23 protein-coding genes, 1 tRNA gene and 1 CRISPR repeat array (1 of these 25 cut by a window edge) are annotated in these 23,618 nt (G+C 52.9%); of the genes, 18 read left to right on the plus strand and 6 right to left on the minus strand.

The features are described 5' to 3' along the window. A CRISPR array of direct repeats spans window positions 1-789; the repeat unit is 29 nt; unit sequence GTGTTCCCCGCGCCAGCGGGGATAAACCG (it extends 949 nt beyond the left edge of the window). Window positions 790-939: 150 nt separating this feature from the next. Both NMC31_RS23055 and NMC31_RS23060 read right to left on the minus strand, forming a co-directional pair. After that, window positions 940-1,014, minus strand: a tRNA-OTHER gene (locus tag NMC31_RS23055). A gap of 134 nt (window positions 1,015-1,148) precedes the next feature. After that, window positions 1,149-2,192, minus strand: a complete 1,044-nt coding sequence (locus NMC31_RS23060) for an aminopeptidase (RefSeq protein WP_253899212.1) — start codon at window positions 2,190-2,192, stop codon at window positions 1,149-1,151. 248 nt (window positions 2,193-2,440) lie between these two features. Between NMC31_RS23060 and cysG the strand changes: the two genes are divergently transcribed. The 13 genes from cysG (at window position 2,441) to rpoS (ending at window position 13,656) form a co-directional block, all read left to right on the plus strand. Continuing rightward, entirely contained in the window at window positions 2,441-3,847 is a 1,407-nt protein-coding gene (cysG, locus tag NMC31_RS23065) for a siroheme synthase CysG (protein ID WP_253899223.1), read from the plus strand. Between the two features lie 9 nt (window positions 3,848-3,856). Continuing rightward, window positions 3,857-4,765 (plus strand): sulfate adenylyltransferase subunit CysD, encoded by a 909-nt coding sequence (gene cysD, locus NMC31_RS23070; RefSeq protein ID WP_015963247.1) that lies wholly within the window; start codon window positions 3,857-3,859, stop codon window positions 4,763-4,765. 9 nt (window positions 4,766-4,774) lie between these two features. Further along, on the plus strand, window positions 4,775-6,202 hold the full coding sequence (gene cysN, locus NMC31_RS23075) for a sulfate adenylyltransferase subunit CysN (protein WP_253899213.1): 1,428 nt from the start codon (window positions 4,775-4,777) through the stop codon (window positions 6,200-6,202). Then, window positions 6,202-6,807, plus strand: a complete 606-nt coding sequence (gene cysC, locus NMC31_RS23080; RefSeq protein ID WP_149463406.1) for an adenylyl-sulfate kinase — start codon at window positions 6,202-6,204, stop codon at window positions 6,805-6,807. Before cysN ends, cysC begins: the two co-directional genes overlap by 1 nt. Before the next feature lie 43 nt (window positions 6,808-6,850). Continuing rightward, window positions 6,851-7,177, plus strand: coding sequence for a DUF3561 family protein (locus tag NMC31_RS23085; RefSeq protein ID WP_253899214.1), 327 nt, complete (start codon window positions 6,851-6,853; stop codon window positions 7,175-7,177). Window positions 7,178-7,340: 163 nt separating this feature from the next. Beyond that, window positions 7,341-7,652 (plus strand): cell division protein FtsB, encoded by a 312-nt coding sequence (gene ftsB, locus NMC31_RS23090; RefSeq protein ID WP_015963251.1) that lies wholly within the window; start codon window positions 7,341-7,343, stop codon window positions 7,650-7,652. 24 nt (window positions 7,653-7,676) lie between these two features. Next, on the plus strand, window positions 7,677-8,387 hold the full coding sequence (gene ispD, locus NMC31_RS23095) for a 2-C-methyl-D-erythritol 4-phosphate cytidylyltransferase (RefSeq protein WP_253899215.1): 711 nt from the start codon (window positions 7,677-7,679) through the stop codon (window positions 8,385-8,387). Further along, window positions 8,387-8,866, plus strand: a complete 480-nt coding sequence (gene ispF, locus NMC31_RS23100; protein WP_015963253.1) for a 2-C-methyl-D-erythritol 2,4-cyclodiphosphate synthase — start codon at window positions 8,387-8,389, stop codon at window positions 8,864-8,866. Before ispD ends, ispF begins: the two co-directional genes overlap by 1 nt. Then, on the plus strand, window positions 8,863-9,912 hold the full coding sequence (gene truD / locus NMC31_RS23105; protein ID WP_253899216.1) for a tRNA pseudouridine(13) synthase TruD: 1,050 nt from the start codon (window positions 8,863-8,865) through the stop codon (window positions 9,910-9,912). The genes ispF and truD overlap by 4 nt, the downstream gene beginning before the upstream one ends. Next, window positions 9,893-10,654, plus strand: a complete 762-nt coding sequence (gene surE / locus NMC31_RS23110; protein WP_253899217.1) for a 5'/3'-nucleotidase SurE — start codon at window positions 9,893-9,895, stop codon at window positions 10,652-10,654. The genes truD and surE overlap by 20 nt, the downstream gene beginning before the upstream one ends. Next, window positions 10,648-11,274: a protein-L-isoaspartate(D-aspartate) O-methyltransferase gene (locus tag NMC31_RS23115; protein ID WP_015963256.1), complete on the plus strand. Its 627-nt coding sequence runs from the start codon at window positions 10,648-10,650 to the stop codon at window positions 11,272-11,274. Before surE ends, NMC31_RS23115 begins: the two co-directional genes overlap by 7 nt. 125 nt (window positions 11,275-11,399) lie before the next feature. Next, on the plus strand, window positions 11,400-12,557 hold the full coding sequence (nlpD, locus tag NMC31_RS23120; RefSeq protein WP_253899218.1) for a murein hydrolase activator NlpD: 1,158 nt from the start codon (window positions 11,400-11,402) through the stop codon (window positions 12,555-12,557). Window positions 12,558-12,663: 106 nt separating this feature from the next. Beyond that, a complete protein-coding gene (gene rpoS / locus NMC31_RS23125) occupies window positions 12,664-13,656 on the plus strand; it encodes an RNA polymerase sigma factor RpoS (protein ID WP_015963258.1) in 993 nt (330 codons plus the stop codon). 60 nt (window positions 13,657-13,716) lie between these two features. Here the strand turns inward: rpoS and NMC31_RS23130 are convergent, their stop codons facing one another. Further along, window positions 13,717-14,121: a MarR family winged helix-turn-helix transcriptional regulator gene (locus NMC31_RS23130; RefSeq protein ID WP_149463412.1), complete on the minus strand. Its 405-nt coding sequence runs from the start codon at window positions 14,119-14,121 to the stop codon at window positions 13,717-13,719. A 170-nt stretch (window positions 14,122-14,291) separates the two neighbouring features. On the opposite strand from NMC31_RS23130, the gene NMC31_RS23135 reads away from it, so the two are divergent. From NMC31_RS23135 to NMC31_RS23145, 3 genes are read left to right on the plus strand one after another with little or no spacing between them, the layout of a single operon-like run. Further along, a complete protein-coding gene (locus NMC31_RS23135; RefSeq protein WP_253899219.1) occupies window positions 14,292-14,885 on the plus strand; it encodes a non-oxidative hydroxyarylic acid decarboxylases subunit B in 594 nt (197 codons plus the stop codon). Then, window positions 14,885-16,312 (plus strand): non-oxidative hydroxyarylic acid decarboxylases subunit C, encoded by a 1,428-nt coding sequence (locus NMC31_RS23140; protein WP_253899220.1) that lies wholly within the window; start codon window positions 14,885-14,887, stop codon window positions 16,310-16,312. The genes NMC31_RS23135 and NMC31_RS23140 overlap by 1 nt, the downstream gene beginning before the upstream one ends. 10 nt (window positions 16,313-16,322) lie before the next feature. After that, window positions 16,323-16,559 carry a non-oxidative hydroxyarylic acid decarboxylases subunit D gene (locus tag NMC31_RS23145; protein WP_000562982.1) on the plus strand — a complete coding sequence of 79 codons (237 nt, stop codon included), beginning with the start codon at window positions 16,323-16,325 and terminating at the stop codon, window positions 16,557-16,559. 42 nt (window positions 16,560-16,601) lie between these two features. Here NMC31_RS23145 and pphB read toward each other — a convergent pair whose 3' ends face one another. Both pphB and mutS read right to left on the minus strand, forming a co-directional pair. Then, window positions 16,602-17,258 (minus strand): protein-serine/threonine phosphatase, encoded by a 657-nt coding sequence (pphB, locus tag NMC31_RS23150; RefSeq protein ID WP_253899221.1) that lies wholly within the window; start codon window positions 17,256-17,258, stop codon window positions 16,602-16,604. Window positions 17,259-17,362: 104 nt separating this feature from the next. Continuing rightward, window positions 17,363-19,930, minus strand: coding sequence for a DNA mismatch repair protein MutS (gene mutS / locus NMC31_RS23155; RefSeq protein WP_253899224.1), 2,568 nt, complete (start codon window positions 19,928-19,930; stop codon window positions 17,363-17,365). Between the two features lie 159 nt (window positions 19,931-20,089). Between mutS and NMC31_RS23160 the strand changes: the two genes are divergently transcribed. Next, window positions 20,090-21,544, plus strand: coding sequence for a tyrosine-type recombinase/integrase (locus NMC31_RS23160; RefSeq protein ID WP_001530776.1), 1,455 nt, complete (start codon window positions 20,090-20,092; stop codon window positions 21,542-21,544). Window positions 21,545-21,555: 11 nt separating this feature from the next. Beyond that, entirely contained in the window at window positions 21,556-22,131 is a 576-nt protein-coding gene (locus NMC31_RS23165) for a hypothetical protein (protein ID WP_253899222.1), read from the plus strand. Between the two features lie 89 nt (window positions 22,132-22,220). Here NMC31_RS23165 and NMC31_RS23170 read toward each other — a convergent pair whose 3' ends face one another. After that, the gene (locus tag NMC31_RS23170) at window positions 22,221-22,787 is read right to left on the minus strand and encodes a helix-turn-helix domain-containing protein (protein ID WP_016239675.1); all 567 of its coding nucleotides are present in this window, start codon (window positions 22,785-22,787) and stop codon (window positions 22,221-22,223) included. Window positions 22,788-23,618: the final 831 nt, after the last annotated feature.

A 23,618-nucleotide genomic window follows, 5' to 3' on the forward strand; every position in this document is an offset into this window, starting at 1 on the left:
TGAGTCGCAAAATGTGCGGATCCGCGAGTGTTCCCCGCGCCAGCGGGGATAAACCGTGCCAACCGATACCGGCGGCTATACAATTCGTGTGTTCCCCGCGCCAGCGGGGATAAACCGATTTATCACACGTCGCCGAACGTTATTACCACGTGTTCCCCGCGCCAGCGGGGATAAACCGGCCGGAGGCGGCGGAATATATCGGAATAGCGGCGAGTTCCCCGCGCCAGCGGGGATAAACCGTTCAATTGCAAATGACTGGCTTTGATGCGTCAGAGTTCCCCGCGCCAGCGGGGATAAACCGGCAGGTTGAGCTGCGTCTCGAGTGGAATGGCAGAGTTCCCCGCGTCAGCGGGGATAAACCGCGCTTAACGCCCTTTCCGGCATCACATTTGAAGAGTTCCCCGCGCCAGCGGGGATAAACCGCAGGGGCCGGTTGCCCGCGAGATAGTATCGCCGAGTTCCCCGCGCCAGCGGGGATAAACCGATGTAGATGAATCCACAGACGACTGGGAATACGAGTTCCCCGCGCCAGCGGGGATAAACCGTTGCTCGATGTGAAATTCTGGAACCGCAATTTGAGTTCCCCGCGCCAGCGGGGATAAACCGGCTCCCGCGACGACGTTATCGCCGCAACAAAAGAGTTCCCCGCGCCAGCGGGGATAAACCGGCTCCCGCGACGACGTTATCGCCGCAACAAAAGAGTTCCCCGCGCCAGCGGGGATAAACCGTGAGCTAACTGTATGAAATTATAAGCATTACCGAGTTCCCCGCGCCAGCGGGAATAAACCGAGGCTTTCGTTACGTCCACCTGGCACAATCACGAGTTCCCCGTGCCGAACAAATACCCGAATCCTTGTTAACGAATATCGTTCTGATCAATTTGTTACTCGGAGGGCGCTAGTGGCGTGTATGACGCACCGCGCGGTTCAATCTGATAAGTAAGCCGGACGGGAGTCGAACCCGCATAAATGCCTGTGAAAACAGGCTCCATTTGACCATTAAACGTACCGGCTTCGGAGAGTATAAAAATTACACGAGAAGCGCTCAATACTGCTGGGTTTCAATATGTTAAGGAAGTTTCCCTAACGACAATCCACCTCATAGATCTCAAGCAGTCCGGAACCGGACTGTTTTGCCAGTTCTCCAACCTAAACCTTCCCCGCCTTTGCCAGTTCCTTCACCAGCGGCATCATCACCTTCACTACATCACGGCTGCGGCGTTCTATTCTGCCCGGTAGGGCTTTATCAAGATACTGCTGATTATCCAGCCGTGCGTCGTGCCAGCTGTTCCCTTCCGGGAAGCTGCGCGTTTTGGCACGTTGCTGATAACCATCTTTTTTCCCTAACGACCAGTTCGTGGCTTCGACAGACAACACGGGAATACCCGCGTTATCAAACACCTCAGCGTCATTACAGCAACCAATACCTTTTGGATAATCAGGATTCAAACCTGGGTTGGGAAAGGCGGAAATACCCTTGCTGCGCGCAATTGCCAGCGCGCGGTCACGCGTAAGTTTTCGTACCGACGCCGGGGTTTTGACGCCGCTATTGAAATAGAGTTTATCGCCGACGACCAGATTATCGAGGTTGATAACCAGCAGCGTATTTTTCTTCTCGGCGGCGCTCATGCGTTTGAGCAGATTCTCCGCGCCCAGCTTGCCTTCTTCCTCGCCGCTGGTCGCAACGAAGCGAATGCCGTACTCCGTCGGCACGTCTTTCAGACGCTCTGCCAGCTCAAGCATCACGCCCAATCCCATCGCGTTATCATCAATACCCTGAAGCGTCAGCCCGCCGAGATTATTTTCGACATCGCCATCGTTTTGCGGCGCATAGGTGTCCAGATGCGCCATCACAATAATCTGCTGCTGCGATTTACCTTCATGCGCCGCGATAACGGTGCTGCCAATCACGTTATGCCAGTTCTGACGGTTATTTTTGGCGGTGTAGATATAGCGGCTGTGGAACGTGCGGATATCGCTTTGATAACCCATTTTGGCAAACTGCTGACGCAAATAATCTGCCGACAGCATCTCTGCCGGTGTGCCGGTAATACGGCCAGGGAAATAGGTTGCGATATAGCGAGCCTGGGTGTTTGCGATAGAACCGGGCGACGTCGTTGTCGCCAGTACCGGGAAGGCAGAGCATACGCCAAGCGCCAGTGCAAAGAGGCGGCGACGCAGTGCGGAAGACATAGGGAAATCCTTTAAACAATGCAAAAAATTAGACGCAGCCAGTATGAAACCGAGGCGGTAAATACACAATTTCATTTCTTCTTAAATGCCCAAAAAAGAGGGTGTTAAGCACTTTTTGATCTTTGCTTTTTCAGGTTGTTATTCCTTTGAGGAACTACTCATTCCATTTCGTAATTTCATTTGCACTATGGGGCACCCTATAGTCCCCCTATGACTGATTGTTAGTGAGTTGTAACTCTGTGGATTATCTGCCCCTTTTTGCCGCTGTGAAGGACCGCACTGCCCTGGTGGTGGGCGGTGATGACACTGCTGCTCGTAAGATTACGTTTCTGCTTCGCGCGGGGGCTAACGTTCAGGTCGTGAGCGAAATGCTGTGCGACGAGTTGGCGGCTCTGGTGGCGGATAACAAGATCGCATGGCTGGCAGACACTTTTCAGGAAACACAGCTCGATAGCGTTTTCCTCGTGATTGCCGCCACTGAAAATACTGCTCTCAATCAGCGCATTTATGATGCGGCAAATGCCCGTCAGCGGTTGGTGAATGTGGTGGATAGCCCATCGCAGTGCTCCTTTATTTTCCCGTCCATTGTCGACAGATCGCCACTGCTGGTGGCGATCTCATCTGGAGGCACCGCGCCGGTGCTGGCGCGCATCCTGCGCGAAAAAATAGAAGCACTGTTGCCAACGCGTTTAGGCCTGTTGGCTGAAGCGGCCAGTTACTGGCGTCATGCGATTAAAACGCACCTGAAAACCACCGACGAACGCCGTCGATTCTGGGAGCGCGTGTTCCGTGGTCGTATTGCCAACATGTTGCTTGCCGGCAATCAGCAGGCGGCGGAAGCGGCATTACAGGACGAGTTGTCCCAGCCTCAGCGACGTGTGGGCGAGATTATTCTGGTGGGCGCAGGGCCGGGTGATGCCGGGCTGCTGACGCTGCGCGGGCTTCAGGTTATTCAGCAGGCGGATATCGTTTTCTACGATCATCTGGTCAGCGATGCCGTACTCGAACTGATTCGCCGCGACGCGGAGCGGGTGTGTGTGGGTAAACGCGCAGGCGCCACCTCCGTTCCTCAACACGAAACCAATCGCCTGCTGGTTGACGCGGCGCGAGAAGGCAAAAACGTGGTGCGTCTTAAAGGGGGTGACCCGTTTATTTTCGGGCGCGGCGGCGAAGAACTTCAGGCGGCAGCAGAAGCGGGAATTCCTTTCCAGGTCGTCCCTGGCGTGACGGCAGCCGCAGGCGCAACGGCATATGCGGGTATCCCGCTAACCCACCGCGACTACGCGCAAAGCGTCACTTTCGTCACCGGGCACTACAAAGCGGACAGCACGCCCTTTGACTGGAAACAACTGGCGCAAAGCCGTCAGACGCTGGCGATTTATATGGGCACCATGAAAGCGGCGGAAATTAGCCAACAACTGATTCAACACGGACGCGATAGTGAAACGCCAGTGGCGGTAATTTCGCGCGGTACGCGTGCGGACCAACAGATAAAAACAGGCACCCTGCAACAACTCGAAAACCTGGCGAAAGAGGCCCCCATGCCAGCACTGCTGGTGGTCGGCGAAGTGGTGGAACTGCATCACCAGCTCACCTGGTTTCAACACACAACAGACTCAGAAAATTTCGATTCTTCTGTAGTGAATCTGGCTTAAGGAACGGTTATGGACCAAAAACGACTCACTCACCTGCGGCAACTGGAGGCGGAAAGCATCCATATCATCCGTGAGGTGGCCGCCGAATTCGCCAACCCGGTCATGATGTATTCGATCGGCAAGGACTCCAGCGTGATGCTGCACCTGGCGCGTAAAGCGTTCTATCCGGGAACCCTGCCGTTCCCGCTGCTGCACGTAGATACCGGCTGGAAATTCCGTGAGATGTACGAGTTCCGCGACCGTACCGCGAAAGCCTATGGCTGTGAGCTGCTGGTGCATAAAAACCCGGAAGGCGTGGCGATGGGGATCAACCCGTTCGTGCACGGCAGCGCCAAGCACACCGATATCATGAAAACCGAAGGCCTGAAACAGGCGCTGAATAAATACGGTTTTGACGCCGCGTTCGGCGGGGCGCGTCGCGATGAAGAGAAGTCGCGTGCCAAAGAGCGTATCTACTCTTTCCGCGACCGTTTCCACCGCTGGGACCCGAAAAATCAGCGCCCGGAGCTGTGGCACAACTACAACGGTCAGATCAACAAAGGCGAAAGCATCCGCGTCTTCCCGCTCTCCAACTGGACCGAGCTGGATATCTGGCAGTATATCTATCTGGAAAATATCGAGATTGTTCCGCTGTATCTGGCGGCAGAGCGCCCGGTGCTGGAGCGCGACGGCATGCTGATGATGATCGATGACGATCGCATCGATTTACAGCCGGGTGAGGTTATTAAAAAACGCATGGTGCGCTTCCGTACCCTCGGCTGCTGGCCGCTGACCGGCGCAGTAGAATCCGATGCGCAGACGCTGCCGGAAATCATCGAAGAGATGCTGGTTTCGACCACCAGTGAGCGTCAGGGCCGCGTGATTGACCGCGACCAGGCAGGCTCGATGGAGCTTAAAAAACGTCAGGGTTATTTCTAAGGAGCCGCCATGAACAGTTCAATTGCACAACAAATTGCGGATGAAGGCGGCGTTGAAGCGTACCTGCACGCCCAGCAACACAAAAGCCTGCTGCGTTTTCTGACCTGCGGCAGCGTGGATGACGGCAAAAGTACGCTGATTGGCCGTTTGCTGCACGATACCCGTCAGATTTATGAAGATCAGCTCTCTTCGCTGCACAATGACAGTAAACGTCACGGTACGCAGGGTGAGCGTCTGGATCTGGCGTTGCTGGTCGATGGCCTTCAGGCTGAACGCGAGCAGGGCATTACCATTGATGTGGCGTATCGCTATTTCTCTACTGAGAAGCGCAAATTTATTATTGCCGATACCCCTGGGCACGAGCAGTACACCCGTAACATGGCGACCGGCGCGTCAACCTGCGACCTGGCGATCCTGCTGATCGACGCGCGTAAAGGCGTGCTCGATCAAACCCGCCGCCACAGTTTTATCTCCACGTTGCTTGGGATCAAACATCTGGTGGTGGCGGTCAACAAAATGGATCTCGTGGAATTCAGCGAAGAGAAGTTTGAGCAGATCCGTCAGGACTATCTGACCTTTGCCGAACAGTTACCCGGCAACCTGGACATTCGCTTCGTGCCGCTGTCGGCGCTGGAAGGGGATAACGTTGCCAGTCAGAGTGAAAAAATGCCGTGGTACAGCGGCCCGACGCTGCTGGAAGTGCTCGAAACCGTGCAGATTCAGCGTGTGGTCGACACTCAGCCAATGCGTTTCCCGGTGCAGTATGTGAACCGCCCGAACCTCGATTTCCGCGGATTCTCCGGCACGCTGGCTTCGGGTCATGTTCAGGTTGGGCAACGCATTAAAGTGCTGCCGTCAGGCGTGGAATCTTCCATCGCACGCATTGTCACCTTCGATGGCGACTTGCAGGAGGCGTTTGCCGGCGAAGCCGTGACGCTGGTGCTGAAGGACGAAATCGACATCAGCCGTGGCGACCTGCTGCTGGATGCCACCGAAACGCTGCCGGCTGTGCAGAGCGCATCCGTGGATGTGGTGTGGATGGCGGAGCAACCGCTGGCGGCGGGCCAGAGCTATGACATTAAAATCGCAGGCAAGAAAACCCGCGCCCGCGTGGACGGTATTCAGTATCAGGTGGATATCAATAACCTGACCCAGCGTGACGTTGATAACCTGCCGCTGAACGGGATTGGCCTTGTGGATCTGACCTTTGATGAACCGCTGGTGCTGGATAAATACCAGCAAAACCCGGTGACCGGCGGCCTTATCTTCATTGATCGTCTGACCAACGTCACGGTGGGCGCTGGCATGGTGCGCGAACCGAATATCACCTCTACGGCTGTGGCTTCGGAATTCAGCGCCTTTGAGCTGGAACTCAACGCGCTGGTGCGTAAACACTTCCCACACTGGGGCGCGCGTGACCTGCTGGGAGGCAAGTGATGGCGGTGCATGACGAAAACGTCGTCTGGCACGCTCATCCGGTCACCGCACAACAGCGTGAGCAACTCCACGGTCATCGTGGGGTTGTGCTGTGGTTTACCGGGCTTTCGGGCTCGGGTAAATCGACCGTTGCCGGGGCGCTGGAAGAAGCGTTGCATAAGCTTGGCGTCAGCACTTATCTGCTGGATGGCGACAACGTGCGTCACGGTTTGTGCAGCGATCTGGGTTTTAGCGATGACGATCGCAAAGAGAATATCCGTCGGGTGGGCGAAGTGGCTAACCTGATGGTAGATGCCGGGCTGGTAGTTTTAACGGCGTTTATCTCTCCGCATCGTGCTGAGCGTCAGATGGTGCGCGAGCGAGTGGGGGAAGGGCGCTTTATCGAAGTGTTTGTTGATACGCCGCTTGATACCTGCGAGGCCCGCGATCCCAAAGGCTTATACAAGAAAGCGCGTGCCGGTGAACTGCGCAATTTCACCGGTATTGATTCAGTCTATGAATCCCCTGAGCGTCCTGAAATCCACCTCGATGGTGAACAATTGGTAACAAATTTAGTGGACCAAATGTTAGACCTGCTGAGACAGGACGATATCATCAGATCCTGAGAGAGTGCCGGGCGTATCGTTGCCTGGCCTGACAGGATTAACTATGCGCAATACTCAAAACATCAGCCTGACGCGTTCAGAGTCCATCCCCCCGCCCGATGACGAAACCACCTGGTCTTTGTCAGGCGCCACCGTGGGTTTCGTCGCCTGGCTGATTGCATTGGGTATTCCCTACCTTTGGTATGGTAATAACACCCTATTCTTCTTCCTCTATACCTGGCCTTTCTTCCTTGCGCTGATGCCCGTTGCCGTGGTGGTTGGCGTGGCAATCCACTCGCTGGTGAACAGTAAATTGCGCTACAGTATTATCGCAACGTTGCTTACCGTCGCCGCATTGTGCGGTCTATTATTTCTATGGTTGATGGGCTAAGCCTGACGTTTTTTGTGAAAATCCGCACAATCGCCCGACAACGAGACATAAGTATCGGCAGGCAAAATGTGATACATTGCCCGCGTGACGCGGTATCGTCCGCAGCCGGCGTAGAGTACGACGGCAAGTTTTGGGATGATGATGCCGTTTTTCAGGGGGCAGGATGGGTAAATTAACGCTGCTATTACTGGCTTTGCTGGTGTGGTTGCAGTATTCACTGTGGTTCGGCAAAAATGGTCTGCATGACTTTAGCCGTGTCCGTGATGACGTGTCAGTACAAGAGGCGACTAACGCCAAATTAAAAGCGCGCAACGATCAGCTTTTCGCCGAAATTGATGACCTTAACGGCGGCCAGGAAGCTATCGAAGAACGCGCACGCAATGAACTCAGCATGACGAAACCGGGTGAAACCTTCTACCGTCTGGTGCCGGATGCGTCGAAACGTAATCAGAGTTCAGGGCAAACAAACCGATAAACAAAATAAGCCCAGGGTTAACACATGGCAGCAACTTTTCCGGGCGTTTGCGCCGTGGTTCCGGCGGCCGGATTTGGTCGCCGCATGCAAACGGACTGCCCGAAACAATATCTCTCAATCGGTAACAAAACGATTCTCGAACATTCGGTGGATGCGCTGCTGGCAAATGCGCGTGTCCAGCGGGTGATCATCGCCGTCTCTCCCGGAGACGAGCGCTTCAGCCAACTCTCTCTGGCACAGCATCCGCAAATCACCGTCGTTGACGGCGGCGCCGAACGTGCCGATTCTGTGCTTTCTGGCCTGAAAGCCGCAGGGGATGCCGACTGGGTGCTGGTGCACGATGCTGCACGCCCTTGTCTGCATCATGATGATCTGGCGCGTCTGTTGGCGCTGTGCGAAACCAGCCGCGTTGGCGGTATTCTGGCCGCGCCGGTGCGCGATACCATGAAACGCGCGGAGCCCGGCAAACCGACTATCGCCCATACGGTTGACCGCAACGATCTGTGGCACGCCCTGACACCGCAGTTTTTCCCCCGCGAATTACTCTTCGATTGCCTTACCCGGGCGCTCAACGAAGGCGCGACCATCACCGATGAAGCATCAGCACTGGAATATTGTGGTTTCCATCCGGCGCTGGTTGCCGGACGCGCTGATAATATTAAAGTGACACGCCCGGAAGATCTGGCGCTGGCAGAATTTTACCTCACCCGATCGGGACACCAGGAGAAAGCATAATGCGAATTGGACACGGTTTTGATGTACACGCGTTTGGCGGCGAAGGGCCGATTATTATCGGCGGCGTGCGCATCCCTTACGAGAAAGGGCTGCTCGCCCACTCGGACGGCGACGTCGCGCTCCATGCGCTGACCGATGCCCTGCTTGGCGCGGCGGCACTGGGCGATATTGGGAAACTTTTCCCGGACACCGACCCGGCGTTCAAAGGCGCAGACAGCCGCGCACTGCTGCGCGAAGCCTGGAAACGCGTGCAGGCGAAGGGCTACACCCTGAGCAACGTCGATGTCACTATCATTGCGCAGGCACCGAAAATGCTGCCGCACATCCCGCAAATGCGTGTCTTTATCGCTGAAGATCTTGGCTGCCATATGGATGACGTTAACGTAAAAGCGACCACCACTGAAAAACTCGGTTTTACCGGGCGCGGTGAAGGCATCGCCTGCGAAGCGGTCGCTCTGTTGTATAAGGCAAACAAATGATTGCATTCGATGACCTGACTTACCTGCACGGTAAGCCGCAGGGGAACGGACTGTTGAAAGCCAACCCGGAAGATTTCCTGGTGGTGGAAGACTTAGGATTTGAGCCTGACGGCGAAGGCGAACACGTTCTGGTGCGCATCCTTAAAAATGGCTGCAATACCCGCTTCGTGGCTGACGCGCTGGCAAAATTCCTGAAAATTCATGCCCGTGAAGTGAGTTTTGCCGGTCAGAAAGACAAACACGCTGTCACGGAGCAGTGGCTTTGTGCGCGTGTGCCGGGTAAAGAAATGCCCGATTTAAGTAAGTTCGAGCTGGAAGGCTGTCAGGTGCTGGAGTATGCGCGACATAAGCGTAAACTGCGTTTAGGCGCGCTGAAAGGCAATCAGTTCACGATTATTCTGCGCGAAGTCAGCCATCGTGAGGATGTTGACGCCCGCTTGCAGGCGATGAATGCCCAGGGTGTGCCGAACTATTTTGGTGCTCAGCGTTTTGGTATTGGCGGCAGCAACCTGCAAGGCGCGCTACGCTGGGCCGAAAGCGGTGCGCCGGTGCGCGATCGCAATAAACGCAGTTTTTGGTTGTCGGCAGCGCGAAGTGCGTTGTTTAATCAGTTGGTGAGCGCGCGCTTACAGAAACCGGAATTTAATCAAGTTGTTGATGGCGATGCGCTACAATTAGCGGGACGCGGCAGCTGGTTTGTCGCCACGCCTGAAGAAATGCCCGAATTGCAAACGCGAGTGGACGCGCACGAATTGATGATCACCGCGTCAATGCCGGGGAGTGGCGACTGGGGAACTCAGCGTGAAGCGCTCGCATTTGAACAACTTCAGCTTGCAGAAGAAACCGCGCTCCAGTCGCTGCTGGTGCGCGAAAAAGTAGAGGCCGCGCGGCGCGCGATGCTGCTCTATCCACAACAGCTTGAGTGGAACTGGTGGGACGACGTAACCGTCGAGTTGCGTTTCTGGCTCCCGGCGGGCAGCTTTGCGACCAGCGTGGTAAGGGAACTTATCAATACAACAGGTGAATATGCGAATATTGCTGAGTAACGATGACGGGATCCACGCGCCAGGCATACAGGCACTGGCCAGAGCCTTACGGGAGTTTGCCGAGGTTCAGGTAGTTGCACCCGATCGTAACCGCAGTGGCGCATCCAACTCGCTGACGCTGGAATCTTCTCTTCGTACTTTTACGTTTGAAAACGGCGATATCGCCGTGCAGATGGGCACGCCGACGGACTGTGTCTATCTTGGCGTCAATGCCCTGATGCGCCCGCGTCCTGATATCGTCGTGTCAGGTATTAATGCCGGGCCGAATCTGGGCGATGACGTTATCTATTCCGGCACCGTCGCGGCGGCGATGGAGGGGCGTCACCTCGGTTTTCCGGCGCTGGCGGTTTCGCTGAACGGCACGCAGCATTACGACACGGCGGCGGCGGTCACCTGTACGTTACTGCGCGCGCTGGCGCGTGAACCACTGCGCACCGGGCGTATTCTGAACGTCAACGTGCCGGACTTACCGCTCGATCACATCAAAGGCATTCGAGTGACCCGCTGCGGCAGCCGTCATCCGGCGGATAAAGTGATTCCTCAGCAGGATCCACGCGGCAATACGCTCTACTGGATTGGCCCTCCGGGTGAAAAACAGGACGCTGGCCCGGATACGGATTTTGCCGCGGTTGACGCCGGGTATGTTTCCGTCACGCCGCTGCATGTCGATTTAACCGCGCACAGCGCCCGTGAGGTCGTCGGCAGTTGGCTGGAACAGGCGGGAGTAGATACGCAATGGTAAGCGGACGCGTACTGGCGCTTCTGGAACAACTTCGCACACAGGGCATTCGCGACGAGCGGGTGCTGGATGCCATTGCCCGCGTTCCACGCGAAAAGTTTGTTGATGAAGCATTTGAACATAAAGCCTGGGAAAACGTCGCGTTACCGATAGGGCAGGGGCAAACTATTTCTCAGCCTTATATGGTTGCGCGGATGACCGAACTGCTGGAGCTGACGCCGGAATCGCGGGTGCTGGAAATCGGCACCGGTTCCGGGTATCAGACCGCAATCCTGGCGCACCTGGTGCAGCGCGTGTGTTCGGTTGAACGCATTAAAAGTTTGCAATGGCACGCAAGACGTCGCCTGAAGCAGCTTGATTTGCATAATATCTCTACTCGCCATGGCGATGGCTGGCAGGGTTGGCAGGCGCGCGCGCCTTTCGACGCCATTATCGTCACGGCCGCACCGCCGGAAATTCCGGTGGCGCTAATGTCGCAGCTGGATGAAGGCGGCATTCTTGTTTTACCCGTGGGCGATGAACATCAGTTTTTAAAACGCGTTCATCGGCGGGGAGGCGAATTCATTATTGATACCGTGGAAGCCGTGCGTTTTGTTCCTTTAGTCAAAGGAGAACTGGCCTGAGACCCGGATTTTTCTTAGGTTTTTCGGCACAATTCAGCGTATCGTGGGGAGACTTTGTAAGAGTCCACGATGGACGCGACACGGTTATTAACACACTGGCAGTTAACACTATTCCTGGGGGATAAATGAGCGCGGGAAGCCCAAAAATCACCGTACGCCGTGTTGCGGCATTATCACTGGTTTCACTCTGGCTGGCAGGCTGTACGTCTTCTGACAATCCGCCGGCGCCGGTAACCTCTGTTAACGGAAACACCTCCAGCAGCACCAATTCCGGCATGCTCATCACGCCGCAGCAGAAAGCAGGCGCAACGGCGCAAAACAGCGTGCCAGCCACGCCGCAAATCCAACCGGTGCAGCCGGTCCAAACGCAGCCGACGCAGATTCAGCCGGTCACACAGCAACCTGTTGCTCAGCAACCGGTGCAAATGCAGAACGGTCATATCGTGTATAACCGTAAATACGGCGATATTCCGAAAGGCAGTTACGCGGGCGGAAGCACCTACACCGTCAAGCATGGCGACACGCTTTTCTATATTGCATGGGTCACTGGTAACGACTTCCGCGACCTTGCGCAGCGCAACAATGTCGCCGCGCCTTACGCGCTGAATGTCGGTCAGGTGCTGCAGGTTGGTAACGCATCCGGTCAGCCGATCACCGGCAATAATCCTGTTGCAATCGCCAGCACGCAGGCGGCAACCACTTCTCAGACGGCAGTCGCAAAACCTGCACAAAATTCAACCGTGGCTGTTGCGTCGCAACCAACAATTACGTATTCTGAGGATTCAGGTGAACAAAGTGCTAACAAGATGTTGCCTAATAACAAGCCTGCGACGACAGTCACAGCGCCTGTAACAGCACCGGTTGCGAGCTCTTCCGTACCCAATGCCAGCAGTACGACAACCAGCGAGCCAATTTCGTCCTGGCGCTGGCCAACTGACGGCAAAATCATCGAAGGCTTTGGCGGTTCCGAAGGGGGCAACAAAGGCATCGATATCGCAGGTAGCAAAGGACAGGCTATCACCGCGACCGCGGATGGTCGTGTTGTGTATGCCGGTAATGCACTGCGAGGTTACGGTAACTTAATTATCATCAAACATAACGATGATTACCTGAGCGCCTACGCCCATAACGACACAATGCTGGTCCGGGAACAACAAGAGGTCAAGGCGGGGCAAAAAATAGCTACCATGGGTAGCACCGGAACCAGTTCGACACGCTTGCATTTTGAAATTCGTTACAAGGGGAAATCCGTAAACCCGCTGCAGTATTTGCCGCAGCGATAATTCGGCAGAGTACTAAGCACGGAGTCATTCAGGCGGTGTGAAACGCGCCGTCTGAAGATGAAGTGATAAGGTGCTTTGCCTGGGGATCACGGGTAGGAGCCACCTTATGAGTCAGAATACGCTGAAAGTTCATGATTTAAATGAAGACGCGGAATTTGATGAGAACGGAGCAGAGGTTTTCGATGAGAAAGCCTTAGTAGAAGAGGAACCCAGTGATAACGACCTGGCTGAGGAAGAGCTGTTATCGCAGGGTGCCACACAGCGTGTGCTTGACGCGACTCAGCTTTACCTTGGAGAGATCGGTTATTCTCCACTGTTAACAGCCGAAGAAGAAGTCTATTTTGCACGTCGTGCATTGCGTGGAGACGTCGCCTCCCGTCGCAGGATGATCGAGAGTAACCTGCGCCTGGTGGTAAAAATTGCCCGCCGTTATGGCAATCGTGGTCTGGCATTGCTGGATCTCATTGAAGAGGGCAATCTGGGGCTTATCCGCGCTGTTGAGAAGTTTGACCCGGAACGCGGGTTCCGCTTTTCAACCTACGCGACCTGGTGGATCCGCCAGACGATTGAACGGGCGATTATGAACCAAACCCGTACGATTCGTTTGCCGATTCACATCGTCAAAGAGCTGAACGTCTATTTGCGTACGGCACGTGAGTTGTCCCATAAACTGGACCACGAGCCAAGCGCAGAAGAGATAGCCGAACAGCTGGACAAACCGGTTGATGACGTAAGCCGTATGCTGCGTCTCAACGAGCGCATTACCTCAGTCGACACGCCGCTGGGCGGAGACTCTGAAAAAGCGCTGCTGGACATCCTGGCTGATGAAAAGGAAAACGGCCCGGAAGACACCACGCAGGACGATGACATGAAACAGAGCATCGTCAAATGGCTGTTCGAACTGAACGCCAAACAGCGTGAAGTGCTGGCACGTCGTTTCGGTTTACTGGGGTATGAAGCTGCAACGCTTGAAGATGTGGGCCGCGAAATTGGCCTGACTCGTGAACGCGTTCGTCAGATTCAGGTTGAAGGCCTGCGCCGTCTGCGTGAGATCTTGCAGACTCAGGGGCTGAATATCGAAGCGCTGTTCCGCGAATAAGTGAACATCTGTCAAAAAGGCCAGTCGAGAGACTGGCCTTTTTCTTTTTGGGCAGGTCATTCACCCCATCATTTTCCTCACCAGCCGCGTAAACTGTTCGCGCTCTTCCTCGCTTAATCGCGCTAAAAATGCCTGATCGACGTTATTACCAATGGGTTTTTTAGCGTTCAGTAACGCTTCGCCTTCCTCGGTGAGAAAGACAAAACGGCGGCGTTTGTCGGCGGGATCGTGCTCGCGGCGGACCAGATTGCGGCTCTCCATGCGGCTCAACATCTCAGCAAGCGTCGCCTTAGTGCTTACCGCCACTTCCGTTAGTTCAACCTGCTCAATGCCAGGATGTTCGGCAATCGATCGCATGACGGCGTACTGGGGCTTGGTCAGCTCCGGCAATTCTTGCTGCCAGCGTGCGGTATGTTGCTGAAAGAGCTGGCGCAGCAGGTGAAATGCTTCGTTTCTTAACTCCATGAAAACCCCATCATAAAAAACGTTCTCTCATGATAGCCGTTACACGCCGCTTTTTTAATCCTTCATTTTTTAGCTTTGAGTGCGATCGTATACGAACAATATTGTGTGTAAGGACATTCTGACGTAGGTTATACAAAACGTTCGTACACGAACAAATATTGAGGTGATGAATGAGACTGATTGTGGGGATGACTGGCGCGACGGGCGCACCGCTTGGCGTCGCGCTGCTGAAGGCGTTGCGCGAAATGCCGGAGGTTGAGACACATCTGGTGATGTCGAAGTGGGCCAAAACCACTATCGAACTGGAAACGCCCTACAGCGCGCGTGATGTTGCCGCATTAGCGGATTTCAGCCACAGCCCGGCGGACCAGGCGGCGACCATCTCATCAGGCTCATTCCAGACCGATGGCATGATTGTTATCCCGTGCAGCATGAAAACGCTGGCGGGCATCCGCGCCGGGTACGCTGACGGCCTGGTAGGGCGCGCGGCGGATGTCGTGCTCAAAGAGGGGCGCAAGCTGGTACTGGTGCCGCGTGAAATGCCGCTTAGCACCATTCATCTGGAAAATATGCTCGCGCTTTCCCGCATGGGTGTGGCGATGGTGCCGCCGATGCCTGCCTTCTATAACCATCCTGAATCGGTGGGTGACATTGTCGATCACATTGTCGCTCGCGTGCTGGACCAATTCGGCCTGAAGTATGACAAGGCCCGCCGCTGGAATGGCCTTCCGTCGGCACACTCATTTTCACAGGAGAATGCATAATGGCTTTTGATGATTTACGCAGCTTTTTACAGGCGCTCGACGACCAGGGGCAATTGCTGAAAATCAGCGAAGAGGTGAACGCCGAGCCGGATCTGGCTGCCGCTGCCAACGCCACCGGGCGCATCGGCGACGGCGCACCGGCGCTGTGGTTTGATAATATTCGCGGCTTTACCGATGCGCGCGTGGCGATGAACACTATCGGTTCCTGGCAGAACCACGCGATTTCCCTTGGGCTGCCACCGAACACACCGGTTAAAAAACAGATTGATGAGTTTATCCGCCGCTGGGATAACTTTCCCATTGCCCCGGAGCGCCGCGCCAATCCTGCCTGGGCGCAGAACACCGTTGATGGCGACGAGATCAACCTGTTCGATATTCTGCCACTGTTTCGTTTAAACGATGGCGATGGCGGTTTCTATCTCGACAAAGCGTGCGTGGTTTCCCGCGATCCGCTCGATCCGGATAACTTCGGCAAGCAGAACGTCGGCATCTATCGCATGGAAGTGAAGGGTAAGCGTAAGCTCGGCCTGCAACCGGTGCCGATGCACGATATCGCCCTGCATCTGCATAAAGCGGAAGAACGTGGGGAAGATTTGCCGATTGCCATCACCCTGGGTAACGATCCGATCATCACCCTGATGGGGGCCACCCCGCTGAAATATGATCAATCGGAATACGAAATGGCGGGCGCGCTACGTGAAAGCCCGTACCCAATCGCCACCGCCCCGCTGACCGGTTTTGATGTGCCGTGGGGCTCGGAAGTGATCCTCGAAGGGGTGATCGAAAGCCGTAAACGCGAAATCGAAGGGCCGTTCGGTGAATTTACCGGCCACTACTCCGGCGGGCGTAACATGACCGTGGTGCGCATCGATAAAGTCTCTTACCGCACCAAGCCGATTTTTGAATCGCTCTATCTTGGTATGCCGTGGACCGAAATCGACTACCTGATGGGGCCAGCCACCTGCGTGCCGCTGTATCAGCAACTGAAAGCCGAGTTCCCGGAAGTGCAGGCGGTAAACGCCATGTACACCCACGGCCTGCTGGCGATTATCTCCACCAAAAAACGCTACGGCGGCTTTGCCCGCGCAGTGGGCCTGCGTGCGATGACCACGCCGCACGGTCTGGGTTATGTGAAGATGGTGATCATGGTCGATGAAGACGTTGACCCGTTCAACCTGCCGCAGGTGATGTGGGCCCTCTCGTCGAAAGTGAACCCGGCAGGTGATTTGGTGCAACTGCCAAATATGTCCGTGCTGGAACTCGACCCAGGCTCAAGCCCGGCGGGGATCACCGACAAGCTGATTATCGACGCTACCACGCCTGTCGCCCCGGACAACCGTGGTCACTACAGCCAGCCGGTGGTGGACTTACCGGAAACCAAAGCCTGGGCTGAAAAACTGACCGCTATGCTGGCCGCACGTCAATAAGGAGAAGAGGATGATTTGTCCACGTTGTGCCGATGAACAGATTGAAGTGATGGCGAAATCGCCGGTAAAAGATGTCTGGACGGTCTACCAGTGCCAGCACTGCCTTTATACCTGGCGCGATACCGAACCGCTACGCCGTACCAGCCGCGAGCATTACCCGGAAGCATTTCGCATGACGCAGAAAGATATTGATGACGCGCCAATGGTGCCGAGCATTCCGCCGCTGCTGGCGGAAGGTAAGCGTTAAGCACACAATGCCGGGTGGCGGCTACGCCTTACCCGGCCTACGTTATTTGATTTTATAAAACGACAGCCGTCCGCTTTTAGGCGATCCGGTATCAATATAAACCTGGTTGGCGAATCTCTGGATGTTATCAAACATCATATGTCCGAAGATAAAGCAGTCGGCGCCGTTTATTTCCTGTAACTCGCCTGTGAGCGATTTCAGTACGCGATCAATAGGCCAGAGTAGTTCTCTCTCCGCTATTTCTTTGCCAAACTGATACTCATCACCAGGATAATCTGCATGTACGATGACATATTTTATAATGTCGTTGGTGATTTCAATAATATGTGGAAGGTGATGGAATTTCAGCAACAGATCTATTGCTTCTTTTTGCTCTGAATCATTTAAATCGAAAAACCAGTCACCACCACTGGCTAACCACATATTGCCATCGCCAGTCGCGAAGGCATCAAGTGCCATCGCTTCGTGGTTGCCTTTAACGGAGGTAAACCAGGGCTGGTTTAGCAGGCGTAGCACGTTAAGACTCTCCGGCCCACGATCGATATTATCGCCGACAGAAATAAGTAAGTCTGTTTCAGGACAAAAAGTGAGTTGATGTAGGCGAGATTGTAATAATTGATAATTGCCATGTATGTCACCAATAACCCATATATGGCGATAGTTATTGGTATCAATTTTTTGATAGCGTGTAGATGGCATGGTTTTACCCTGTAAAATAAGCGCTCCTATTATACAGGGTATTTTTATTTGATTCGTCAGTCGTCGTTAATATTCCCGATAGTAAAAGACTATCGGGAATATGTTTACACCAGACTCTTCAACCGATAAATCCACTCCAGCGCCTGGCGCGGGGTGAGTGAATCCGGGTCAAGATTTTCCAGTGCTTCGACCGCAGGTGAAGTTTCTTCTGGTACGGACAGCAGCGACATTTGCGTGCCGTCAACCTGCGTTGCCGCCGCATTCGGCGAAATGCTCTCCAGCTCACGCAGCTTCTGCCGTGCGCGTTTGATCACCTCTTTTGGCACGCCCGCCAGCGCCGCAACCGCCAGGCCGTAGCTTTTGCTTGCCGCGCCGTCCTGTACGCTGTGCATAAAAGCGATCGTGTCGCCGTGCTCCAGCGCATCGAGATGCACGTTGGCGACGCCTTCCATTTTCTCCGGCAGTTGAGTCAGCTCGAAGTAGTGGGTGGCAAACAGCGTTAACGCTTTGATTTTATTCGCCAGATTTTCCGCGCATGCCCACGCCAGCGACAGGCCGTCGTAAGTTGACGTACCGCGACCAATCTCATCCATCAGCACCAGGCTATTTTCGGTAGCGTTATGCAAAATGTTGGCGGTTTCGGTCATCTCCACCATAAAGGTTGAGCGCCCGGACGCCAGATCATCGGCCGCGCCAACGCGGGTAAAGATGCGGTCAATCGGGCCAATCTCCACGCTTTGGGCAGGCACGTAGCTGCCGATGTAAGCCAGCAGTGCGATCAGCGCCGTCTGACGCATGTAGGTACTCTTACCGCCCATGTTCGGACCGGTGATGATTAACATGCGACGCTGTGGTGAAAGATTCAGCGGGTTGGCGATAAACGGCTCGTTGAGCACCTGTTCGACCACCGGGTGTCGACCCTCGGTGATGCGAATGCCCGGTTTATCGATAAAGGTTGGGCAGGTGTAGTTCAGCGTATACGCGCGCTCGGCAAGGTTTACCAGCACGTCAAGCTCTGCCAGGGCGCTGGCGCTCTGTTGCAGATCGGCCAGATGCGGCAGCAGCAGGTCAAACAGCTCGTCGTAAAGCTGTTTTTCCAGCGCCAGGGCTTTGCCTTTGGAGGTGAGGACTTTATCTTCGTATTCTTTCAGCTCAGGAATGATATAGCGTTCAGCATTCTTTAGCGTCTGGCGGCGTACGTAGTTGATTGGCGCCAGATGGCTTTGTCCACGGCTGATCTGAATGTAATAACCGTGGACGGCATTAAAGCCCACTTTCAGGGTATCCAGGCCGGTACGCTCGCGTTCACGAATTTCCAGACGATCGAGGTAGTCGGTCGCGCCATCGGCCAGCGCGCGCCACTCATCCAGCTCTTCGTTGTAGCCTGGCGCGATGACACCGCCGTCGCGAACCAGCACCGGCGGTGCATCGATAATCGCGCGTTCGAGCAGTTCACGCAGTTCGGTGAACTCACCCATTTTTTCGCGCAGCATTTGAACCGGAGCACTATCGACACTTTCAAGCTGTGTACGCAGTTCCGGCAATTGCTGGAAGGCATGACGCATCCGCGCCAGGTCGCGCGGGCGAGCGGTACGCAGCGCAAGGCGCGCCAGAATACGTTCGAGATCGCCCACCTGACGCAGTACCGGTTGCAGTTCGCAGGTCGCATCCTGCAAAGCGCCGATAGTTTGCTGGCGCTCTGTCAGCGTTTTGGTGTCGCGCACCGGCATATGCAGCCAGCGCTTGAGCATGCGGCTACCCATCGGCGTCACGGTACAATCGAGCACAGATGCCAGCGTGTTTTCAACGCCCCCGCCCAGATTCTGGGTGATCTCCAGATTACGTCGGGTGGCCGCATCCATAATGATACTGTCCTGCTGGCGCTCCATGGTGATGGAGCGGATATGCGGGAGTGACGTGCGCTGGGTATCTTTAACATACTGCAACAGGCAGCCCGCAGCGCACAGGCCGCGCGGCGCGTTTTCCACGCCAAAACCGATGAGATCGCGTGTACCAAATTGCAGGTTGAGCTGCTGACGCGCGGTGTCGATTTCAAACTCCCACAACGGGCGACGGCGCAGGCCGCGACGGCCTTCAATCAGCGCCATCTCGGCGAAATCTTCGGCATACAGCAGCTCGGCTGGATTGGTGCGTTGCAGCTCTGCCGCCATCGTTTCCCGGTCTGCCGGTTCACTCAGACGAAAACGCCCGGAGCTGATATCCAGCGTCGCGTAGCCATAACCTTTGCTGTCCTGCCAGATAGCCGCCAGCAGATTGTCCTGGCGTTCCTGCAACAGGGCTTCATCGCTGATCGTGCCCGGCGTAACGATACGCACAACCTTGCGTTCTACCGGGCCTTTGCTGGTCGCCGGGTCGCCAATTTGTTCGCAAATGGCGACCGATTCGCCCTGATTCACTAGCTTAGCGAGATAGTTTTCCACAGCGTGATGCGGAATGCCCGCCATCGGAATAGGTTCGCCTGCGGAAGCGCCGCGCTTGGTCAGCGAAATATCGAGCAGTTGCGACGCGCGTTTGGCGTCATCGTAGAACAGCTCGTAAAAGTCGCCCATACGGTAAAACAGCAGGATCTCCGGATGCTGGGCTTTCAGCTTGAGATACTGCTGCATCATGGGGGTATGGCTAGAGAAGTCCTTATCAATGTCTTCATTCATATTGATTTTACTCATTTTTTAATTCTTTCAAGTGCTCATATGGCCCCAGGTAAAACCCCTTTAAACCCACATAAATCCATAAATTTGTAGCTCACTTGTAGCCCAAAGCGTGATAGATTGGTTGTACTCCTTCTTTGGGTTACAAATGGTGGTGATACTTTGAAAACAACTCTCAATCAGGCTTTTATTATCAACAAGTTAAGTATTAATGTTAAGCCTGAGCTCAGTAGCTCTGGAAAAGTCGTTTTCGAAGCCAACCCTGACCAAAAACCTTACATAGTTTTTGACGATCATCGAGATTCACCCGTTGGCTTCGGTGTGAAGGTCAGTTTGACGAAAAAAACCTATGTAATCCAGCGAAGAGTAGCCTCTTCAGATCGTAATGTCAGTGAGGGTAAGAAGCCAAGCTCTGTCTTGAAAGTAAAGGTTGGGAATGTGTCCGATTTTCCGAGTATCGATCAAGCCCGTGAGGCAGCTCGGCAGTTGGTTCAGACAATGATTGCAACAAAGAGAAATCCCAACAAGATTAAAAGGGAACTCGATCTGGCTGAATTGACCGTGAGTGAAGCTTTTGCCCAATACAGGAGTCACTTACTTGGCAGAACCAAACCTGCTAAACCAAACACTCTCAATGTGTTAGACAAAGCTGAGAATCGGTTGAAAGAATGGCAAAACCTTCGAATCAAGGATCTTACTGGTAATGAAATCCTTCGAAAGTTTGACGAGATTGCTTCAAGAGCCAGAACAGCAGCAGAACAGACTTTTAGGTGGGCCAATGTTGCTGTAAAACACGCAATCGAGATTGAAGCTGGGAATGCTCAGACCCAGCAACGACAACCTTCGTTGTCCTATAATCCTTTTTCAATTTTAAAGGTACAGAAGAAGTTCAGAACACGATCTGAGCTGGAAGATAGCTATCGTGCCAAGGGCGTACGAAATCCATTGTCCCCCAAAGATACTTTGGGACGGTTTCTAGCTGCATTACACAATAAGAGAGGTTTTAATCGTTTGGGTTGTGATTATCTGTTGCTGACCATTTTGACAGGAGCCAGGAAAGAAGAGACAGCAACACTGTGCTGGCGAGAGGCCCTGACAGAAGAGGAAGTCAGAACGACAAGCTATGTCGATCTCGAAAACCGGGTTATTCGCTTTTACGACACGAAAAATCGTAACGACCATGAGCTTCCAATCTGTGATGCTACAAAGCGAATTCTGGAAGACCGACGAGATATCGTCAACGATACCGAAATACGGGCAGATAAACGCAAATGGGTTTTTCCGGCTCGTTCATCACGAAGCAAGGTTGGACATTATTCTGACAGTAAAAGCTTGCGCGAGTATATCTGTCAGGAAGCTGGAATAATGAAGCTGGGAATGCACGATCTGCGAAGAACTTTTGGCCGTGTTGCAGAAGAACTAACTTCGTATGCAGTGGTGAAAAGATTGCTTAACCACCGTAATACCACGGACCCTACTGAAAGATATGCTGAGCCTGATAACGAGCGAGTTTTTGAGGCACTTCAACGGATTGAGCTTCATATGCTGATGACAGTACCTGAGTTGTATAATACACTTTTGGCTTCGGCGAAATATCAACCATTGCCAACAAATTAGGGGGACAGGGAATGAGTGCAATCGATACTTTAAGGGAATATGCTGAAGTATGGCGGCTATTTGGTAGTATGCCAGATGATGCAACCCTGAGTGCTGAAGTTTCGGCCCTTTACCTTGGTGTAAGTGTCAAAACATTGGCTCGTTATCGCCAGACTGGTAATGGCCCTGCTTATATCCAATACCAGGCTGAAGATAGCAAAGCAAGAAATCAACGCGTAAATTATCTGTTGGGTGATTTAAAAACCTGGCGGGATAATCATAAAGTGAACAGCACAATGGAAGCAGCACAGGCCCGTGGGTTGGCTTTTGCTTCTTTGGCTGATTTTACCAAGCCAGAGCCTTTCTGGACTATTGATAATAAAATTTATTCTCATGCCCTTACTGTATCTGACGAAGTATTCAAGGAGCTATTAAATACCTCTCGCGCAGAAGTTATTTGGATCTCTCTTGAGAAAGTGTTGTTTGAGAACTGGCATGCTTCGAGAGAGCGCCAGAAATGGAATGACGTTTTTGTTAGTGTACTAAGTGGGATGGTTAAATCATGTGAAATTGAACAAGAACGTCATATACTTAATGATATTTTATGATTAATTTCATTCCCAATATAAAATTGAATTTATATTGGGAAATAGTCATTTGCGGAAGTATAAATTGTTCAACAGCATTATTTATTATTTTAATCAAATGGAATGCCGTCTGTAGGATATCTTCTTTTGGGATTTTTAACCGGCTTTGTTTTACTCCCTGCACGATAAAAGTTAAACGAATTGGCAAAGTCTTCTGTCTCCAGTCTGGACTTTCTAAATTTATCCATCAGATCTTCATTGAAACGACGAGGGATTCCTTTAACACACAAGTTTGAATTAAGGTATACTTGGTTATCTATGGCGTCACGAATAAGTATTTTTCTCTCAAATAACTCTTTGAATGCGCGTGAGACATTTGATTTATTCAGCCCAAGATCTTTGGCTATACGTGACTGTGAAAAATCAGGGATAATATTTCCATAATCAATTACTGAGAAGAGATAAAGCACAATTCTAAACGCTGTGGGCGTCAAATCCATCCTGGCGAGTGTGGCCATATTGCCTTTGAATATCATTGAGAAATCGTCTCTGAATGACGTTTTTTTATAGCTATTTGCTTTAATCTTTATTTCTTCCAGATCTTCGGGCATAACCTCTAATGCTTCTGCAATAATGGACTTTTGTTCTTTAGTTAATACAACGCTTGTGATTGACATGATGGCTCCTTTTTTATTGTTGTGATTACATATATGGCACATTTAATTTATTTGTCAACTTGGTTGGTAGTATTATTTAATTGTATTTACTTTGAGATTTTACGGTTGTTATTTAGTGGGAGATGGTTGGTTATCAAATTTAAAACAAGGGGTGCTAAATTTCACCATCACCTGTTATGTAATTAATGATTTTTGGTTCTGAAATTAATAACGGCAGGGTTTGTTTAATTATTTGATTTTATTGGTTAATTTTCAATTGTGTTCTGCAAGATAAAAGAGTGATAAAGAAATAAGAAACCACAGTTTTGCATTAGAACGATACTCAAGGCCTTGGTGTACCTGATGAAAACACTTTTATTATTGTTTTTCTTACATAATATCATTTCTTAAGTGAAGCCTGCGCAACTGTGTGTTGCGCCATTGGGCTTCAGAACATTACTACAGTATTTTCTGTAAGTATAAATACGCTTCGCGCACGAGTTCATAGACCTGAGGTTAACTGTCATTACAAATACGCTTCGCGCAAAAAATCAGGAGGCTGAGTTGATCGGGAAAGCGAACACAGATACATGATTTGCCCATTTGCTGAGTACGGCTCACGCCGGGACCCTTCGGAAAAACCCTTTCTGCTTCAGCGAGTGAGTGCTGTGGGCACTCAGCGGCGCTGCCAGGGAAACAAAATTATGGTTTTCACCGGTTTGGTAAAAATAATTAACATTTATCGGTAGTCGGGGCGTAAGCCAGTGCGTAGCACGCTCTCAAAAATATTCCTGTGGTTTTTTTATCTGAAATATGGAAATGACTCAGATAATTGAAATATGAAATAGTAAT

This window comes from Pseudocitrobacter vendiensis (genome assembly GCF_943590815.1).
GTDB classification, from domain to species: Bacteria; Pseudomonadota; Gammaproteobacteria; order Enterobacterales; family Enterobacteriaceae; genus Pseudocitrobacter; species Pseudocitrobacter vendiensis.

What these genes read in the sequence shown, in the direction of transcription:
- mutS (WP_253899224.1), bottom strand. Translation starts at nt 19,930, where the DNA reads ATGAATGAAGACATTGATAAGGACTTCTCTAGCCATACCCCCATGATG.
- NMC31_RS23135 (WP_253899219.1), top strand. Translation starts at nt 14,292, where the DNA reads ATGAGACTGATTGTGGGGATGACTGGCGCGACGGGCGCACCGCTTGGC.
- NMC31_RS23165 (WP_253899222.1), top strand. Translation starts at nt 21,556, where the DNA reads ATGAGTGCAATCGATACTTTAAGGGAATATGCTGAAGTATGGCGGCTA.
- nlpD (WP_253899218.1), top strand. Translation starts at nt 11,400, where the DNA reads ATGAGCGCGGGAAGCCCAAAAATCACCGTACGCCGTGTTGCGGCATTA.
- pphB (WP_253899221.1), bottom strand. Translation starts at nt 17,258, where the DNA reads ATGCCATCTACACGCTATCAAAAAATTGATACCAATAACTATCGCCAT.
- cysC (WP_149463406.1), top strand. Translation starts at nt 6,202, where the DNA reads ATGGCGGTGCATGACGAAAACGTCGTCTGGCACGCTCATCCGGTCACC.
- ispD (WP_253899215.1), top strand. Translation starts at nt 7,677, where the DNA reads ATGGCAGCAACTTTTCCGGGCGTTTGCGCCGTGGTTCCGGCGGCCGGA.
- ispF (WP_015963253.1), top strand. Translation starts at nt 8,387, where the DNA reads ATGCGAATTGGACACGGTTTTGATGTACACGCGTTTGGCGGCGAAGGG.
- rpoS (WP_015963258.1), top strand. Translation starts at nt 12,664, where the DNA reads ATGAGTCAGAATACGCTGAAAGTTCATGATTTAAATGAAGACGCGGAA.
- truD (WP_253899216.1), top strand. Translation starts at nt 8,863, where the DNA reads ATGATTGCATTCGATGACCTGACTTACCTGCACGGTAAGCCGCAGGGG.
- cysN (WP_253899213.1), top strand. Translation starts at nt 4,775, where the DNA reads ATGAACAGTTCAATTGCACAACAAATTGCGGATGAAGGCGGCGTTGAA.
- cysD (WP_015963247.1), top strand. Translation starts at nt 3,857, where the DNA reads ATGGACCAAAAACGACTCACTCACCTGCGGCAACTGGAGGCGGAAAGC.
- NMC31_RS23130 (WP_149463412.1), bottom strand. Translation starts at nt 14,121, where the DNA reads ATGGAGTTAAGAAACGAAGCATTTCACCTGCTGCGCCAGCTCTTTCAG.
- surE (WP_253899217.1), top strand. Translation starts at nt 9,893, where the DNA reads ATGCGAATATTGCTGAGTAACGATGACGGGATCCACGCGCCAGGCATA.
- NMC31_RS23170 (WP_016239675.1), bottom strand. Translation starts at nt 22,787, where the DNA reads ATGTCAATCACAAGCGTTGTATTAACTAAAGAACAAAAGTCCATTATT.
- NMC31_RS23145 (WP_000562982.1), top strand. Translation starts at nt 16,323, where the DNA reads ATGATTTGTCCACGTTGTGCCGATGAACAGATTGAAGTGATGGCGAAA.
- NMC31_RS23060 (WP_253899212.1), bottom strand. Translation starts at nt 2,192, where the DNA reads ATGTCTTCCGCACTGCGTCGCCGCCTCTTTGCACTGGCGCTTGGCGTA.
- NMC31_RS23140 (WP_253899220.1), top strand. Translation starts at nt 14,885, where the DNA reads ATGGCTTTTGATGATTTACGCAGCTTTTTACAGGCGCTCGACGACCAG.
- NMC31_RS23085 (WP_253899214.1), top strand. Translation starts at nt 6,851, where the DNA reads ATGCGCAATACTCAAAACATCAGCCTGACGCGTTCAGAGTCCATCCCC.
- NMC31_RS23115 (WP_015963256.1), top strand. Translation starts at nt 10,648, where the DNA reads ATGGTAAGCGGACGCGTACTGGCGCTTCTGGAACAACTTCGCACACAG.
- ftsB (WP_015963251.1), top strand. Translation starts at nt 7,341, where the DNA reads ATGGGTAAATTAACGCTGCTATTACTGGCTTTGCTGGTGTGGTTGCAG.